The 15,756-nt window shown below is 72.7% G+C and carries 16 protein-coding genes and 1 pseudogene; 5 read left to right on the top strand and 12 right to left on the bottom strand.

Features of this window, described 5'->3' with window-relative positions; genetic code table 11:
- Positions 1-46: 46 nt before the first annotated feature.
- The gene (locus ACH5AC_RS06410) at positions 47-520 is read left to right on the top strand and encodes a hypothetical protein (protein WP_398860514.1); all 474 of its coding nucleotides are present in this window, start codon (positions 47-49) and stop codon (positions 518-520) included.
- A gap of 17 nt (positions 521-537) precedes the next feature.
- Here the strand turns inward: ACH5AC_RS06410 and ACH5AC_RS06405 are convergent, their stop codons facing one another.
- The 3 genes from ACH5AC_RS06405 to ACH5AC_RS06395 form a co-directional block, all read right to left on the bottom strand.
- Entirely contained in the window at positions 538-1,518 is a 981-nt protein-coding gene (locus tag ACH5AC_RS06405; protein ID WP_398860513.1) for an NAD(P)H-quinone oxidoreductase, read from the bottom strand.
- A gap of 198 nt (positions 1,519-1,716) precedes the next feature.
- Entirely contained in the window at positions 1,717-1,947 is a 231-nt protein-coding gene (locus ACH5AC_RS06400) for a helix-turn-helix domain-containing protein (RefSeq protein ID WP_398860512.1), read from the bottom strand.
- Positions 1,947-2,543, bottom strand: coding sequence for a hypothetical protein (locus ACH5AC_RS06395; RefSeq protein WP_398860511.1), 597 nt, complete (start codon positions 2,541-2,543; stop codon positions 1,947-1,949). The genes ACH5AC_RS06400 and ACH5AC_RS06395 overlap by 1 nt, the downstream gene beginning before the upstream one ends.
- A 171-nt stretch (positions 2,544-2,714) precedes the next feature.
- On the opposite strand from ACH5AC_RS06395, the gene ACH5AC_RS06390 reads away from it, so the two are divergent.
- Positions 2,715-3,719: an ATP-binding cassette domain-containing protein gene (locus tag ACH5AC_RS06390; RefSeq protein WP_398860510.1), complete on the top strand. Its 1,005-nt coding sequence runs from the start codon at positions 2,715-2,717 to the stop codon at positions 3,717-3,719.
- Complete coding sequence (locus ACH5AC_RS06385; RefSeq protein WP_398860509.1) at positions 3,716-4,564, top strand: ABC transporter permease; 849 nt, start codon at positions 3,716-3,718, stop codon at positions 4,562-4,564. Before ACH5AC_RS06390 ends, ACH5AC_RS06385 begins: the two co-directional genes overlap by 4 nt.
- Positions 4,565-4,567: 3 nt before the next feature.
- On the opposite strand, the pseudogene ACH5AC_RS06380 reads toward ACH5AC_RS06385, so the two are convergent.
- Positions 4,568-5,230, bottom strand: a pseudogene (locus ACH5AC_RS06380) (potassium channel family protein); the annotation flags it as partial.
- Positions 5,231-5,343: 113 nt separating this feature from the next.
- On the opposite strand from ACH5AC_RS06380, the gene ACH5AC_RS06375 reads away from it, so the two are divergent.
- Complete coding sequence (locus ACH5AC_RS06375; RefSeq protein ID WP_398860508.1) at positions 5,344-6,465, top strand: potassium channel family protein; 1,122 nt, start codon at positions 5,344-5,346, stop codon at positions 6,463-6,465.
- 54 nt (positions 6,466-6,519) lie between these two features.
- On the opposite strand, the gene ACH5AC_RS06370 is transcribed toward ACH5AC_RS06375, so the two are convergent.
- From ACH5AC_RS06370 to pdhA, 5 genes are all read right to left on the bottom strand, one after another.
- Positions 6,520-7,890 (bottom strand): molybdopterin molybdotransferase MoeA, encoded by a 1,371-nt coding sequence (locus ACH5AC_RS06370; RefSeq protein ID WP_398860507.1) that lies wholly within the window; start codon positions 7,888-7,890, stop codon positions 6,520-6,522.
- Positions 7,887-8,849, bottom strand: coding sequence for an NTP transferase domain-containing protein (locus ACH5AC_RS06365; protein ID WP_398860505.1), 963 nt, complete (start codon positions 8,847-8,849; stop codon positions 7,887-7,889). Before ACH5AC_RS06365 ends, ACH5AC_RS06370 begins: the two co-directional genes overlap by 4 nt.
- 79 nt (positions 8,850-8,928) lie before the next feature.
- The gene (locus tag ACH5AC_RS06360) at positions 8,929-10,365 is read right to left on the bottom strand and encodes a dihydrolipoamide acetyltransferase family protein (protein WP_398860503.1); all 1,437 of its coding nucleotides are present in this window, start codon (positions 10,363-10,365) and stop codon (positions 8,929-8,931) included.
- Entirely contained in the window at positions 10,365-11,369 is a 1,005-nt protein-coding gene (locus ACH5AC_RS06355) for an alpha-ketoacid dehydrogenase subunit beta (protein WP_398860502.1), read from the bottom strand. Before ACH5AC_RS06355 ends, ACH5AC_RS06360 begins: the two co-directional genes overlap by 1 nt.
- On the bottom strand, positions 11,369-12,511 hold the full coding sequence (pdhA, locus tag ACH5AC_RS06350) for a pyruvate dehydrogenase (acetyl-transferring) E1 component subunit alpha (RefSeq protein ID WP_398860501.1): 1,143 nt from the start codon (positions 12,509-12,511) through the stop codon (positions 11,369-11,371). The genes ACH5AC_RS06355 and pdhA overlap by 1 nt, the downstream gene beginning before the upstream one ends.
- 176 nt (positions 12,512-12,687) lie before the next feature.
- Between pdhA and ACH5AC_RS06345 the strand changes: the two genes are divergently transcribed.
- Entirely contained in the window at positions 12,688-13,188 is a 501-nt protein-coding gene (locus ACH5AC_RS06345) for an Lrp/AsnC family transcriptional regulator (protein ID WP_398860500.1), read from the top strand.
- A gap of 15 nt (positions 13,189-13,203) precedes the next feature.
- Here ACH5AC_RS06345 and ACH5AC_RS06340 read toward each other — a convergent pair whose 3' ends face one another.
- The 3 genes from ACH5AC_RS06340 to ACH5AC_RS06330 all read right to left on the bottom strand — a co-directional run bounded on the left by ACH5AC_RS06340 (position 13,204) and on the right by ACH5AC_RS06330 (position 15,708).
- Positions 13,204-13,329, bottom strand: a complete 126-nt coding sequence (locus ACH5AC_RS06340) for a hypothetical protein (RefSeq protein WP_398860499.1) — start codon at positions 13,327-13,329, stop codon at positions 13,204-13,206.
- 274 nt (positions 13,330-13,603) lie between these two features.
- A complete protein-coding gene (locus ACH5AC_RS06335; RefSeq protein ID WP_398860498.1) occupies positions 13,604-14,194 on the bottom strand; it encodes a TetR/AcrR family transcriptional regulator in 591 nt (196 codons plus the stop codon).
- Positions 14,191-15,708, bottom strand: a complete 1,518-nt coding sequence (locus ACH5AC_RS06330) for a 3-hydroxyacyl-CoA dehydrogenase (protein WP_398860497.1) — start codon at positions 15,706-15,708, stop codon at positions 14,191-14,193. Before ACH5AC_RS06330 ends, ACH5AC_RS06335 begins: the two co-directional genes overlap by 4 nt.
- Between the last annotated feature and the right edge of the window lie 48 nt (positions 15,709-15,756).

The following is a 15,756-nucleotide window of genomic DNA, read 5'->3' as shown; positions in this document are numbered from 1 at the left end:
GTGAGCGTGAAGTGCCGGGTTCATCACCCTATGTGACGCTTGTCGCATGACGACGGCGCGAGGGCGTGCGTGGTGGGTGACGGGGCCGGCGGCGGCCCTGGTCATCTTCGGTGCGCTGCCGTCGTACGACGGCCCGCCGGCCGCCGCCGCGGAGTCCCCGAAGCCGTCCGCGTCCGGGTCCGCGTCGGCGTCCGCGACCGCGACCGCGCCGGACCGTGCGGGAAGCCGGCCGGGCGAGGGGCGAATACGGCCGGGGCGCAGTGCGCCGCCCGTGGACGAGCAGGCGGAGGAGGAAGCGGGAGGAGATGATGATCCTCGGGACGACGACGGCGACACGGCGGCCCTCGATCCGACGATCCCTGCCACCACCCGCTCCCCGGCCACCGGCGCCCACTCCACCTCCCGTGCGACCAAACCCGCCACCCGGGTGCTGCGCATCGTGCCCCTGGGCAGCGGTCTGATCCTGATCGGCTTCGGCCTGGGCCTCGCCTTCCTGGGACTGCGGCTGCGACGAAGCTAGGGGTGCATGCCGGTCGCCTACGGTACGACCAGCAGCACCTTCCCCACATGGCCGCTCTCCTCGACGACCCGGTGGGCGGTGGCCGCGTCCGGCATCGGGATCTCGCGGTCCACGACGGGGCGGACATGGCCGGAGTCGATGAGCGGCCAGACATGCTCGCGTGCGGCGGCGACGATGGCCGCCTTCTCTCCGAGCGGCCGGGCGCGCAGCGAGGTCGCGCTGATCGCGGCGCGCTTCCTGAGGAGCGCGCCGATGTTCAGCTCGCCCTTGACGCCGCCCTGCATACCGATGATCGCGAGCCGTCCGCCGGCGGCGAGCGCGCGGACGTTGCGGTCCAGGTACTTGGCGCCCATGTTGTCGAGGATCACGTCGGCGCCGGCTCCGTCGGTGGCCTTGGCGAGCTCCTCGACGAAGTCCTGCTCGCGGTAGTTGATCAGGATGTCGGCGCCCAGGTCGGCGCAGCGCTCCAGTTTCCGCGGGGTGCCGGCGGTGACGGCGACCTTCGCGCCGACCGCCTTGGCCAGCTGGATCGCCATGGTGCCGATGCCGCTGGAGCCGCCGTGCACTAGCAGGGTCTCGCCGGGGCGCAGGTGGGAGATCATGAAGACGTTGGACCAGACCGTGCAGACCACTTCGGGCAGTGCGGCGGCCTGCTTGACGTCGACGCCCTTGGGGACCGGCAGCAGCTGCCCGGCAGGGACGGCCACCTTCTCGGCGTAGCCGCCGCCGGAGAGCAGCGCGCACACCTCGTCACCCACCGCCCAGCCGGAGACACCGGGCCCGAGCGCCGAGATGCGCCCCGAGCACTCCAGCCCGGGATAGGGCGAAGTGCCGGGCGGCGGATCGTAGTACCCCTGCCGCTGCAGAATGTCCGCCCGGTTGACGGCCCCGGCCACCACCTCGACCAGCACCTCGCCCTCACCGGCCACCGGATCGGCCACCTCGGCCCACACCAGCGCCTCGGGCCCACCGGGTTCGGGAATCGTGATCGCATGCATGAGGGGACGCTACCGCCCGCCTCAGGCCGCCGGGAGTCAACTGGACGCTTCCCGCACGGCCTTGAACAGGGGAGGGCCCCCGGTGGGAATCGTGCTCGGCACACCACGGTCAGCGAAAGGAATCGATGTGCCCGGCTCTCGTCCGCGGCCAGATCGACCGTGTCGATGTCTGACAACGGTCAGCCCACGCCCGGGCTCTCACTTGGGCCGGTAGCTGAGCAGGTCGCCGGGCTGGCAGTCCAGGACCTCGCAGAGGCGGGTGAGGGTGCTGAAGCGGACCGCCTTGGCGCGGCCGTTCTTGAGGATGGACAGGTTGACGTTGGTCACGCCGACCTGGGCGGCGAGTTCGGCGAGGGTCATGCCGCGCTGCTGCAGGAGGCGGTCGAGGTGGATCTCGATCGCGTGGGGGTCGGCGTCGGCCGGGGACATCAGACGACGCCTTCCAGGTCCTCGCGCATGGCGGCGCCGATGTGCATGATCCGGGCGAAGGAGATCAGCCCGATCCCGGTGAGGATCGCGAAGAGCGGAATGTTGTCGGTCTGGAAGAGCAACGGGCGGTCCTCGGGGAGCAGGGACGCGAGCAGGAAGAATCCCGCGGTGCTCTCGACGATATAAGCGATCAGGCTTCCGGCCACGAGGTACCTGCCGAGCAGTCGCATGCGCCGGGCGGTGAGGGTGGTGTACGGGCCCGCCTCCCGCACCGCCGCCCGCAGCAGCCAGTTCAGCAGGAAGAGCGCGCCGATGTAGAGGGCCGACGAGGGCAGCTCGGTGAGGGTGCTCAGCAGCCGTTCACGGCCTCCGGGGGAGGTGTCGCAGTATTCCGGCACGGAGCTGACCTCGATGCCGGGCTTGGTGTCGAAGAGCTGGACGGACGGGTCCGGCACTCCGGAACGCTGTTGCTCGTCGACGACGCAGACCGAGCCGTCGCCCCAGCCGAAGGCGCCGCCGAGGCTGAACGCCGTGTACGCGTTCAGTGCCAGTGCAAGCGCCATCAGCGCGCACAGCACCGTGACGGCCGTGGCCATGGGCTCAAGTGGCTTCCTGTTCACACCGCACCCCTCTTATCGTTTCTCGATACTATCGATAAACGATAAGAGGGTCCAGGCGCGTAGAAAAAAAGTGTGCGATCACCGATGAGTCCGGGCCATGGTGAAGGTCTTCCCTGGGTAACCCGAGCACGCGGAAGGACTCCCACCATGAGCCAGCACACCACCGGCCTGGCCATCGAGACGGCCGGTCTGGTGAAGACGTTCGGTGAGACCAGGGCCGTCGACGGTGTCGACCTGGCCGTGCCCGCCGGCACGGTCTACGGCGTCCTGGGGCCGAACGGCGCCGGTAAGACCACCACCGTGAAGATGCTCGCCACCCTGCTGCGGCCCGACGGCGGCGAGGCCCATGTCTTCGGCCATGACATCGTGCGGGAGGCCGACGAGGTGCGTGCGCGGGTCAGCCTGACCGGGCAGTACGCGTCGGTGGACGAGGACCTGACCGGCACCGAGAACCTGGTACTGCTCGGCCGGCTCCTCGGCCACAACAAGAAGGCCGCGCGGGAGCGCTCCGCGCGCCTGCTGGAGGCGTTCGGGCTGGCGGAGGCGGCCGGGAAGCAGGTCAAGCACTACTCCGGCGGCATGCGCCGCCGCATCGACATCGCCGCGTCCATCCTCAACCGCCCCGACCTGCTGTTCCTCGACGAGCCGACGACCGGCCTCGACCCGCGCAGCCGCAACCACGTCTGGGACATCGTGCGGGCGGTCGTCGCCCAGGGCACCACCGTGCTGCTGACCACGCAGTACCTGGACGAGGCCGACCAACTGGCGTCCCGGATCGCCGTGATCGACCACGGCAAGGTGATCGCCGAGGGCACGAAGGGCGAGCTGAAGGCTTCCGTCGGCGCGGGCTCCGTCCATCTGCGGCTGCGGGACGCCGCGCAGCGCCCGACGGCCGAGCGGGTGCTGCGGCTGGTGCTCGACGCGCAGGTGCAGCACGACGCCGACCCGGTGGCGCTGACGGCCCGGCTGAGCCCCGGCGCGGCGAACGGCCTCGGCGCCGCCGAGCAGGCCGCCCGCGCACTCGCCGAGCTGGCCGGCGCCGGCGTCACCGTCGACAACTTCTCCCTGGGCCAGCCCAGCCTGGACGAGGTCTTCCTCGCCCTGACCGGGCACGACACCAAGGACCACGAGCAGAGCGAGGCAGCCGTATGAGCACCGCAACGCAGACCGAGAGCCAGGAACTCGCCCCCGTCAGCGCCGAGTCGCTCGCCGAGCTGCTGGTCACCGGGGAGCGGCCGGCGCGGCCGAGCGCCTGGTCCGCCTCCCTCACCTTCGGCTGGCGGGCGATCCTGAAGATCAAGCACGTCCCGGAACAGCTCTTCGACGTCACCGCGTTCCCGATCATGATGGTCCTGATGTACACGTACCTGTTCGGGGGCGCCCTGGCCGGCTCCCCGAAGGAGTACATCCAGTTCCTGCTGCCGGGCATCCTGGTGATGTCGGTCGTGATGATCACGATGTACACAGGCGTCTCGGTGAACACCGACATCGAGAAGGGCGTCTTCGACCGGTTCCGCTCGCTGCCCATCTGGCGGCCGTCGACCATGGTCGGCTATCTGCTGGGCGACGCCCTGCGGTACGCGATCGCGTCCGTGGTGATGCTCACCGTCGGCCTGGTCCTCGGCTACCGCCCGGACGGCGGGGTCGGCGGCGTGGTCGCCGGGATCGCCCTGCTGATCGTCTTCTCGTTCGCGTTCTCGTGGATCTGGACGATGTTCGGGCTGCTGCTGCGCACCGAGAAGTCGGTGATGGGCGTCAGCATGATGGTGATCTTCCCGCTGACCTTCCTGTCCAATGTGTTCGTCGACCCGAAGACCATGCCGGGCTGGCTGCAGGCGTTCGTCAACAACAGCCCGGTCACGCATCTGGCGTCGGCGGTGCGCGGACTGATGGCGGGCGACTGGCCGGCCGCCGAGATCGCCTGGTCACTGGGGTGGGCCGGCCTGTTCGTGCTGGTCTTCGGGCCGGTGACGATGCGCCTGTACAACCGCAAGTAGGGCTCAGCTCACCTCAGTTCCCTCCCGCCTCGTCCGTACGATCGTGACGACCCGGTCCATCGGCTCCAGCACGCCGATGTCCGGGTCGTCGTACGCGAGGACCCGATGGCCGCGTACGACACTCACCACCAGGTCGGCGATCTCTCGCGGGGTCCGGCCCGACTCGGCCTTGGTGACCGGCCGTTCGACGAGGCCGAGGCCGTTGCCCTGGTGCATCAGGTCCTCGATGACCAGGCCGGCCGCCGGGCTGAGCGCCGCCAGACCGAGCAGCCGTCCGGCCGCGCCGGCGCTGGTGATGACCTCGTCGGCACCGGACTGGCGCAGCAGCGGCGCGTTCTCCTCCTCCCGCACCGCGACCACGATCGTCGCCCCCCGGTTGAGCTGGCGGGCCGTCAACGAGACGAGGACGGCGGTGTCGTCACGCTGGGTCGCGATGATGATCTTCCCGGCCCGCTGCACCTCCGCCCGGCGCAGCACATCGCTGCGGGTGGCGTCCCCGACCACGCCCTCGAAGCCCTCGGCCTCCGCCATCTCGATCATCTTGGCGCTGGGGTCGATCACCACGACCTGGTCCTTGCGCAGACCGCTCCCACAGACGGTCCGGGTCGCGGCCCGGCCTTTCGTACCGAATCCGACGACGACGATGTGGTCGCGCAAGGTGATCCTCCGGTGACATGGGGCGAAACCTGGTGAGGGGCATGTGTGGCGGCCTGACGGCGGTGCCCCTGCCCGACGACCATGGTGCCCACTGCTCGGCACGACACCACAGGGGGCGCACCTTGAAGGACCACCACGAGCCGCATGTTCCCGGGGCGGCGAAGCTGTCCCTCGTGAAGTCCCTGTGGCGCCGCCGCTCACGGGGCGAGGCCGCCGAGGACGCCGAGGCGGGCCGGTCCATCACGATGCCGCTGCGCAGCGCCCTGCCACCGCTCCAGCAGGTGATGCGACGACTCGCCCTGGCCCTGCTGGTGCTGGCCGTCACCACCCTGGTCGTGCTCCTCGACCGCGACGGCTACGAGGACGGCGTGGACGGCACCGTGAGCCTCCTCGACGCGCTCTACTACGCCACCGTCAGCCTCTCCACCACCGGCTACGGCGACATCACCCCGGTCAGCGACGCGGCCCGGCTCGTCAACATCCTGGTCATCACCCCGCTGCGGGTGCTGTTCCTGATCATCCTGGTCGGCACCACCCTGGAGGTGCTCACCGAGCGCACCCGCCACCAGGTCCGCGTCCACCGCTGGCGCAGCCGTGTGCGCGACCACGTGGTCGTCGTCGGCTACGGCACCAAGGGCCGGCACGCGGTGGAGACACTCGTCGGGCAAGGCGTCGCCAAGGACCGGATCGTCGTGGTCGACACCCAGCGCAAGACGGCCGACATGGCCGGCGACAACGGCCTGGTGGCGGTGACCGGGGACGCCACCCGCTCCGAGACGCTCCTCAAGGCGGAGGTGCACCGCGCGGCCCGCATCATCGTCGCCCCGCAGCGCGACGACACGGCCGCCCTGGTCACCCTGACCGCCCGCCAGCTGAACCGGCGCGCCACGATCGTCGTCGCCGCGCGGGAGGACGAGAACGTGCCGCTGCTCAAGCAGTCCGGCGCCGACACCGTCGTGACCAGCTCCAGCTCGGCCGGCCGGCTCCTCGGCGTCGCCATGGTCAGCCCCCGGGTGGCCGACACGCTGGAGGACCTCATGACGATCGGCCGCGGCCTGGACCTCGTCGAACGTCCCGTCACGGACGCGGAGACCGGCAAGAGCCCCCGCGCCTGCGCGGATCTGGTGCTGGCGGTCCTGCGGGGCAAGGACCTGCTGGACTACACCGATCCCCGGCTGACGGAACTCCGGCCCGGGGACCGGGTGATCACCATCCGCCGGGCCGTGCCCACCGCCCCGGCCTGAGCGTGTTTCACGTGAAACACCCACGGACGGACCATTGCGGACGCTTTCGAGGTTTCACGTGAAACATGCCCCGATTCCGCCCGTCGCCCAGGGCAGGTCGAGCAGCTCCACCTCCTGACCCGCCGAGGACCCGCCCGGCGGTACGACGGCCAGGGCATCGGCGGCCGCGACGCCCCGCAGCATCGCCGGACCGTTGTAGTGCAGCGGCACGGCGCGGTCGCCGCGCAGCACGACCGGGATCAGCCGGGTGTCGTACGGGTGCCCGTGCGCCGCGTCTCTCAGCGGCAGGGCGTACGGCTCCTGCGCGGGGCGCCCTGCCAGAGTCCGCAGCAGGGGCTCGGCGAGTGTGAGCAGGCCGGAGACGGCCGCCAGGGGGTTGCCGGGCAGGCCGACGAGGTGCTGGTCGTCCTTGAGGCGGGCCAGCAGCATCGGGTGTCCGGGGCGCACCTTGACGCCGTCGACCAGCAGCTCGGCGCCGACGCGCCGCAGGACCGGGTGGACATGGTCGACGGGGCCGGAGGCAGTGCCGCCGGTGGTGAGGATCAGGTCGGCGGTGGAGGTCGTGACGGCCCGGTGCAGGGCCTCCGCGTCGTCGCCGAGCCGCCGGACGGCCACCACGTCGGCGCCCAGGGCTCGCAGCCACGGCGGCAGCATCGGGCCGAGGGCGTCCCGGATGAGCCCGTCGTGCGGGCGGCCCTCGGTGAGCAGTTCGTCGCCCAGGACGAGGATCTCGGCGCGGGGCCGGGGCACGGCGGCGAGGGTGTCGTACCCGGCGGCCGCGGCGAGACCGAGGACGGCCGGGGTCACGACGGCGCCGGTGGGCAGCAGCTGGTCGCCGCTGCGGCACTCCTGGCCGCGCGGACGGATGTCCTGGCCGTGCCGCACGTCCCGGGTGGGGTGCAGCCGGCCCTTGTCGTCGGTGCGGCCGTGCTCGCTGCGCAGGACGGCGGTGGTGTCCGGCGGGATACGGGCGCCGGTGGCGATGCGGACGGCCTCCCCGTCGGCAAGGCCCTCGGGCGCCCCGTGTCCGGCCAGGACGCCGTCGTCGCGCACGTCCCAGGGGCCCGGTCCGGCGACCGCCCAGCCGTCCATCGCGGAGGTGTCGAAGGAGGGCAGGTCGGTGAGGGCGGTCAGCGGGGCGGCGAGGACCAGGCCGAGGGCGTCGTCGAGGGTCACCGAGACGGGGGCTCGGCGGGCGGCGGCGCGGGGGGCACGGGCCGCGAGCGCACGGGCCTCGGGCCAGGGGGTGGCCCGGTGGTGGGGGTCGTGGGCGGGGCGGGTGCCGGCGGTGTCCGCCGGTGCGGCTGCGGGGGCCCGGGCCGGTCCCCGGTCGGCGGAGCCGTTGCCGTGGTTCACGAGAGCGAGCACCTCCTCGACGTCGAGGTCGTCGGCGTCCTGGCCCTCGCGGGTGCCGCGGGCGGTCATCCGGCGTCCGGTCGGGTGTCGGGGGTGGCGTCGGGCGCCACGTCGGGCTCGTCGGCGTCCTCCGCCGCCCAGAGCTGGGCGAGCGCGGCGGCCTTGCGGGCGGCCTGCGCGACCGCCTCGGGGCCTCCGCCGGACTGTGCGGCCGCGTAGCCGACGAGGAAGGTGGTCAGCGGGGCTGCCGGGCGGGCCACCCCGTGGGCGGCGTCGCGGGCGAGGTCGAGCAGGACGCCGGTGTCGACGTCCAGGTCGATGCCCAGCTCGTCCTTGACTGCGGAGATCCATTCATCCAACACGTGGCCATGCTCCCTGATACGTGCCCTGGCGGTGACGAGGTCGTCCCAGGTGTCGCAGTCGAAGGACGCGACGGGGTCCGGGACGCGGGTGAGGTTCAGTTCGGCCATGAGCAGCCGCAGCGGCCGGCCGGTGAGGCCGCGGTCGTGCCCGGCCGCGACGGTGGTGAGGATCCGCCGCAGCCGCCGGGTGTCGTACGCGGCGACGAGCGGCTGGTCGCGGCCGTCGGCGTCGGTGAGCAGCGCGCCCTCGGCGTCGCCGGAGCGCAGGGCGGTCAGCAGCCTCCGTACGGTTCCGGCGCGCAGGAAGGGCAGGTCGGCGGAGAGGACGACGATCTGGTCGGCGGTGGTGTGCCGCAGGCCGGCGTCGAGCGCGGCGAGCGGACCCCCGCCGGGCGGCTCCTCACGCGCCCAGGTCACGGGGCGGGCGGTGGGGCGGGGGTCGGCGACGACGACCGTGGTGCGGGCGTCGGCGCAGGCGGCGAGGACCCGGTCCAGCAAGGCGCGGCCGCCGACGCGCAGGCCCGGCTTGTCGGCGCCGCCGAGCCGCCGGGCGCCGCCACCGGCCAGGACGACGGCGTCGTAGGCGCCGGGGGCGCCTGGGCCGTCGTGGGCGCCGGGGGCCTCAGCGGCGGGGCCGTCGGGGGCCGGGGGCGGGTTGGAGGTCACCCCACGAGTATGCGGCCCTCCGCGCCCAGGGAAATGGGCCGGAGGGCCCGCCGTCGCAAGGGGCCGGACGGCCCTGCCGTCACAGCGTGCGCAGCAGCACCGCCGGCTGTTCGACGCAGTCCGCCACATAGCGCAGGAAACCGCCCGCCGTGCCGCCGTCGCACACGCGGTGGTCGAAGGTGAGCGAGAGCTGCACGACCTGGCGCACGGCCAGTTCGCCCTCGTGCACCCAGGGCTTGGGCACGATGCGGCCGACGCCGAGCATCGCCGCCTCCGGGTGGTTGATGATCGGCGTGGAGCCGTCGACGCCGAACACGCCGTAGTTGTTCAGCGTGAAGGTGCCGCCGGTCAGCTCGCCCGGGGTGAGGGTGCCCGTGCGGGCGGCCTCGGTGAGGCGGGCGAACTCCGCCGTGAGTCCCTCGGCGTCGCGGGCGTGCGCGTCCCGGACGACGGGGACGACGAGGCCCCGCTCCGTCTGCGCGGCGAAGCCCAGATGGACGTGGTCCAGCCGGACGACCTCCCGGGCCGCCGTGTCGACCGTGGAGTTCAGCTCCGGGAACCGGGCCAGGGCGGCGGTGCAGATGCGGGCGAGCAGCGCGAGGAGGGAGATCTTCGGGCTCCCTGCGGCGTTCATGGCGGCACGCGCGCGCATCAGCTCCGTCGCGTCGGCGTCCACCCAGCAGGTCGCGTCAGGGATCTCACGCCGGCTGCGGGAGAGCTTGTCGGCGACCGCGCCCCGCACGCCCTTGAGGGGGACGCGTGTACCGCCCGTGACAGGGGTCGGCGGTGCGGGCACGGTGGCCGGCTGAACGGGCTGGGCCTGGGGCTGAGCGGCCGTACGGCCCTGCGCGGCGGCGACCCGCAGCGCGTCCTCCACGTCCGCCCGCAGGATCAGCCCGTCGGGACCGGAGCCGTGCAGCTCCCGCAAGTCCAGGCCGTGCTCGCGGGCGAGCCGGCGCACAAGGGGGGAGATCACGGGGACGGGGCCCTCGCCGGGGGCGGACTCCGGGGCGGGAGCGGCCGAGGGGGCGGCGAAGGCCGCGGGGGCGGCAGAGGCGGCCGTGGGGGCGGGGGAAGCCCCGGAGGAGGCCGTGCGCAGGCCGTTGGGCGAGGCCGCCGCGGGGGCCTGGGGGGCCGTCGGCCGCACCCGGCGGCGGCGCGCCGGGGGCTCACCGGTGCCGTAGCCCACGAGGACGTTGCCCGAGCCCTCGGTCCTGGGCTCGGCCTTTTCCGCAGGCGGCGTGGTGGCTGCCGAACCGCCGGAGGCCGACGCGCCGACCGCCACCGTCAGCAGGGGGGCGCCGACCGGGAGCTCCGTGCCCTCCTCACCGAAACGGGCGGTGACGACACCGCCGTAGGGGCAGGGCACCTCGACCATCGCCTTGGCCGTCTCGACCTCGACGACCGGCTGGTCGATGGCGACGACATCGCCGACCTGGACCAGCCAGCGCACGATCTCCGCCTCGGTGAGCCCTTCACCGAGGTCCGGCAGCTTGAACTCCAGCACCTGTGCCATCAGCTCTCGGCCTCCCATTGCAGACGCGCCACGGCGTCCAGGATGCGGTCGACACCGGGCAGGTGGTGGCGCTCCAGCATCGGCGGCGGATAGGGGATGTCGAAGCCGGCGACGCGGAGCACCGGGGCTTCCAGGTGGTGGAAGCAGCGCTCCGTGACGCGGGCCGCGATCTCCCCGCCCGGGCCGCCGAAGGAGCCCGACTCGTGCACGACGACCGCGCGGCCGGTCCGCCGTACCGAGGCGCAGACCGTCTCGTCGTCGAACGGCACCAGCGAGCGCAGGTCGACGACTTCGAGGTCCCACCCCTCGGCCCGGGCCGCCTCGGCGGCTTCGAGGCAGACGGGCACCGACGGACCGTAGGTGACGAGCGTGGCGCTCCGGCCCGAGCGCCGCACCACCGCACGGCCGATCGGTTCAACGCTCTGCGGCTCGTCCGGGTTCCAGGAGTCCTTCGACCAGTACAGGCGCTTGGGTTCGAGGAAGACGACCGGATCGTCGGAGGCGATGGCGGCGCGCAGCAGCCCGTAGGCGTCGGGGACGGTGGCGGGAGTGACGACATGGAGCCCCGGGGTCGCGATGTAGTACGCCTCGGAGGAGTCGCTGTGGTGCTCGACGCCGCCGATGCCACCGCCGTAGGGGACGCGGATGGTGAGGGGCAGGGGCATCTTGCCGCGGGTGCGGTTGCGCATGCGGGCGACATGGCTGACGAGCTGCTCGAACGCCGGGTAGGCGAACGCGTCGAACTGCATCTCCACGACCGGGCGCAGGCCGTACATGGCCATGCCGACGGCGGTGCCGAGGATGCCCGCCTCGGCGAGCGGGGTGTCGGTGCAGCGGTCCTCGCCGAACTCCTTGGCGAGGCCGTCGGTGACGCGGAAGACCCCGCCGAGGGTGCCGACGTCCTCCCCCATGACGTGCACGGTGGGGTCGGCGGCCATGGCGTCGCGCATCGCGCGCGTGAGGGCCTGTGCCATGGTGGCCGGTTTGAGGGCGACGGTGGCCATCAGTGGGCACCTCCGTGAGACTCCCGCTCGGCGTCCAGCTCGGCCAGCAACTGGGCGCGCTGCTCCCGCAGTTGCGGGGTGGGTTCGGCGTAGACGTGGTCGAACAGGTCCATGGGGTCGAGGCTCGGGTCCTGGTTCATGCGTTCGCGCAGGGCGGCGGCGAAGGTCTCGGCGTCCTGGCGGACTGCGTGCACGGCGTCCTCGTCGAGCAGGCCGCGGTCGGTCAGCTCGCGTTCCAGCAGCAGGATCGGGTCGTGGTCGCGCCAGGTGTCGACCTCGGCGTCGCCGCGGTAGCGGGTGGCGTCGTCGGCGTTGGTGTGGGCGTCGATGCGGTAGGTGATCGCCTCCACCAGGGTGGGGCCGCCGCCCGCGCGCGCACGGCGCACGGCCTCGCAGAGCACCTCGTGGACGGCGACCGCGTCGTTGCCGTCGACCAGGCGGCCCGGCATGCCGTATCCGACGGCCTTGTGGGCCAGGGAGGGGGCGGCGGTCTGCTTGTCGAGCGGCACGGAGATGGCGAAGCCGTTGTTCTGCACGAGGAAGACGACGGGGGCCTGCCAGACGGCGGCGAAGTTCAGCGCCTCGTGGAAGTCGCCCTCGCTGGTGCCGCCGTCGCCGACCATCGCCAGGGCGACCACGTCGTCACCCTTGAGGCGGGCGGCGTGCGCCAGCCCTACGGCGTGCGGCAGCTGGGTGGCGAGGGGGGTGCACAGGGGGGCCACGCGGTGTTCGTACGGGTCGTAGCCGGTGTGCCAGTCGCCGCGCAGCAGGGTGAGCGCCTCGACGGGGTCGACGCCGCGGGCGACGGCGGCGAGGGTGTCGCGGTAGCTGGGGAAGAGCCAGTCGCGCTCCTCGAGGGCGAGCGCGGCGGCGACCTCGCACGCCTCCTGGCCGGTGCTGGAGGGGTAGACGGCCAGGCGGCCCTGCTTGGTGAGGGCGGTGGCCTGCGCGTTGTAGCGGCGGCCGCGGACCAGCTGGGCGTGGAGCCGGCGCAGCAGCTCGGGGTCGGCATGGGCGGCGGCCTCCGTGCCGAGGACGCGGTACGGCTCCGCGTCGGGCAGCAGGGGCGCGGGGTCCATGCGGGGCTGCCAGGCGGGCGGCGGTGTGGGCCGGTATGCGCCTCGCTGCTCCATGACCGTCATGACGGCACCTCCTCGTGGGAGCGGCTACGGGGAGGCGCGTCGGCTGTGATGCGCCTCACCTACCGATTGTTCGGTCGTCGGCACATTTTGGCTACGGGTGCCCTCAGGCTGTGGACAAACGGTTCTCCACAGCCTGAGATGGACGCAGTACGTCCATGGTAGGGAGGCGGGGGGACATGGCATCTGAACAAATGGCCGAAGGCGCGGACGCGGGGCTCGTCCTCCCTCCCCCTCGGCCCCTCGACGCCATCGACCACGACATCCTGCGGATGCTCCAGACGGACGGCCGCGCCTCGATTCGGTCGGTCGCCGAGCGGGTCCATGTCTCGCGGGCCAACGCCTACGCGCGCATCAACCGGCTCGTCGAGGACGGGGTGATCCGCGGCTTCGGCGCCCGCGTCGACCACGAGCGCGCCGGTCACGGCACGTCCGCGTACATCACCCTCAAGATCGTCCAGAACACCTGGCGCACGGTCCGCGAGCAGCTCAGGCAGTTGCCGGGCGCCTCCCACATCGCCTTGGTCGGCGGCGACTTCGACGTGCTCCTCCTGGTGCACACCCCCGACAACCGCGCCCTGCGCGAACTGGTCCTCACCCGCCTCCAGGCCATCCCCGAGGTCCTCAGCACCCGCACCCTGCTGGTCTTCGAGGAGGAGGACCTGGAACCACAGGGCTGACCGCGTCCACGACCGTCAGGCCGAGAGCACCCATGCCAGCCCGAACAGCACCGCGTACAGCGGCGGAAGCACCGCACACCCGAGCCCGGCGCCTGCGAACAGCCGACGCGCATACGCCAGGGACTGGCGGTGGGGCAGCACCCAGGCGAGTGTGAGCAGGCCCAGCGTCCAGGAGAAGAGACCGCCGAAGGCACCGAGGCCCTCCCGGGACCCGTACCAGCGGGTACTCCAGCAGGAGGAGCGGCAGGGCGCACAGGGAGGCCGTGAGGGGCGCCTTCCACCACGTGGGGTGGGCGTTCGAGCTCCGCATGACGTTCTGGCTCATGCGTCCCAGCCCACTAGCCGCGCCCACCCGGCGCATCAGGGGTCGTACTCACGCGTGCACGCGTGCGCGTACTCAAGCTCGACGAGGCGGTCAGTCCGCGTGTCGTAGGCCCCCGAGGACCAGCCTCACCACCGCGTCGGCCACCTCGCGTTCGGTCATGCCGCGGGCGTCCGGGCGGTACCACTCCACGATGGAGTTGATCATGCCGAAGACGAGGCGGGTGGCGAGGCGGACCTCGACGTCGGTGCGTACGTCGCCGTCGGCGGCGGCCGCCTTGAGGAGTTCGGCGACGCGGTGGTCGAAGTCGCGGCGGCGGTCCAGGGCCCAGCGCTCGGTGCCGGTGTTGCCGCGCACGCGGAGCAGGAGGGTGACGTAGGGGAGTTCGGCGATGAGGACCTCGACCATGCGGCGCACCACGTACTCGAGGCGCTCGGCGGCGCGCCCCACGCGCGCGTGTTCCTCGTCGAGGATGCCGAACAACCCGTCGAGGGCGCGGCTGACGGCGCGGCGCAGCAGCTCCTCCTTGCCGGCGACGTGGTGGTAGATCGACGACTTGGAGATGCCGGCCGCCTTGGAGAGGTGCTCCATGGACGTGCCGTCGTAGCCGCGCTCGTTGAAGACCTGCACGGCGACCGACAGCAGGGTCTCCGGGGTGTACGTGTCGCGCTTGGCGGTCGTCACGAGGTGCTGCCCTCCCGCTTGTCCGAGGCGTACGCGTGGCGGTACAGCGCGAGGGACGGCGCGTAGCGGCCGGAGGGCTCGCGCACGTGCAGCTCGTCCAGGACGTCGTAGGCCCAGCCGCGGCCGAGCCTGCGGCTCCACTCGAAGGGGCCGAGGGGGTAGTTGACGCCGAGGCGCATCGCGGTGTCGATGTCCTCCTCGGTGGCGACGCCCTTGGCGACGGCGTCGTGTGCGAGGTCGACGATCCGCGCGACCGTGCGGGCGACGATCATGCCCGGTACGTCGCCGATGACGCTGACGTCCTTGCCGAGGGCCTGGAAGAGGCCGGTGGCCTCGGCGAGGGTCTGCGGGGAGGTGTCCTGGGAGGCGGACAGGGCGACACGGGTGGCGCGACGGTAGTCGAGCGCGAGGTCGAAGTAGACGACGTCCCGGAACTCCACCGAGGTCTGGCCGTCGGCGAGGGCCAGCTGGCCGCCGCTGGGCAGCACCAGGCGGGTGCCGTTGTCCTCTTCCTCCTCGCGGACCTGGATGCCCGCCTCGCGGATCAGTGCGAGCAGCTCGCCTGCGGGGCCCAGGTCGCCCTCGGCGACGACGTGGCCGGGCGCCGGGACCCGCTCCGCGGTGTGCGGTTCGGGGCGCTCGGCGCCCTCGGCGTGGTCGTACCAGCCGTGGCCGGTCTTGCGGCCGAGCCGGCCCGACTCGACCAGGCGGCGCTGGGCCAGGGACGGGGTGAAGCGGACGTCCTGGAAGAAGGACTTCCAGACGGAGTGGGTGACGGACTCGTTGACGTCCTGGCCGATCAGGTCGGTCAGTTCGAAGGCACCCATCCGGAAGCCGCCGCACTCGCGCAGGACCGCGTCGATGGTGGCTGGGTCGGCGCCCTGCGCCTCGTAGACCGCGAACGCCTCGGCATAGAAGGGGCGGGCGATGCGGTTGACGATGAAGCCGGGGGTGTCGGCGCAGGCGACCGGTGTCTTGCCCCAGGCGCGGGCGGTCTCGTACGCGCGCGTGGCCGAGGTGACGTCGGTGGCGAACCCGGAGACGACCTCGACCAGCGGCATCAGCGGCGCCGGGTTGAAGAAGTGCAGGCCCACGAAGCGGCCCGGGTTGCGCAGGGCGCCGCCGATGGCGGTCACCGACAGGGAGGAGGTGTTGGTGGCGAGCAGACAGTCCTCGGAGACGATCGCCTCCAGCTCGCGCAGCAGCTCCTGCTTGACGTCGAGGCGCTCCAGGACGGCCTCGACGACCAGGGCGCAGTCCGCGAGTCCGGTGAGGTCCTCGGCGGGCCGCAGCAGGTCGCGCGCGGCGTCGCGGCCGGCGGCGGTGAGGCGGTCCTTCTCGACCAGCCGGTCGAGCCGGGCGCCGATCGCGGCGGCCGCTTCACGGGCGCGGCCGGGGACGGCGTCGTACAGCCGTACGGGGTGACCGGCGACCAGCGCGACCTGGGCGATGCCCTGGCCCATGGTGCCGGTGCCGACGACGCCCACAGGACTGCTGAGGTCGAGTGCTGTCATGAGCGCGATCCTCCCGCACGGGGTTTTCCACAGATGCGGCAGGCCCCC

This window comes from Streptomyces sp. NPDC018693 (assembly GCF_044391385.1).
Classification (GTDB): Bacteria; Actinomycetota; Actinomycetes; order Streptomycetales; family Streptomycetaceae; genus Streptomyces.
Note: the sequence above shows the minus strand (reverse complement) of the source record. Positions and strands in the feature narration are given on the sequence as shown.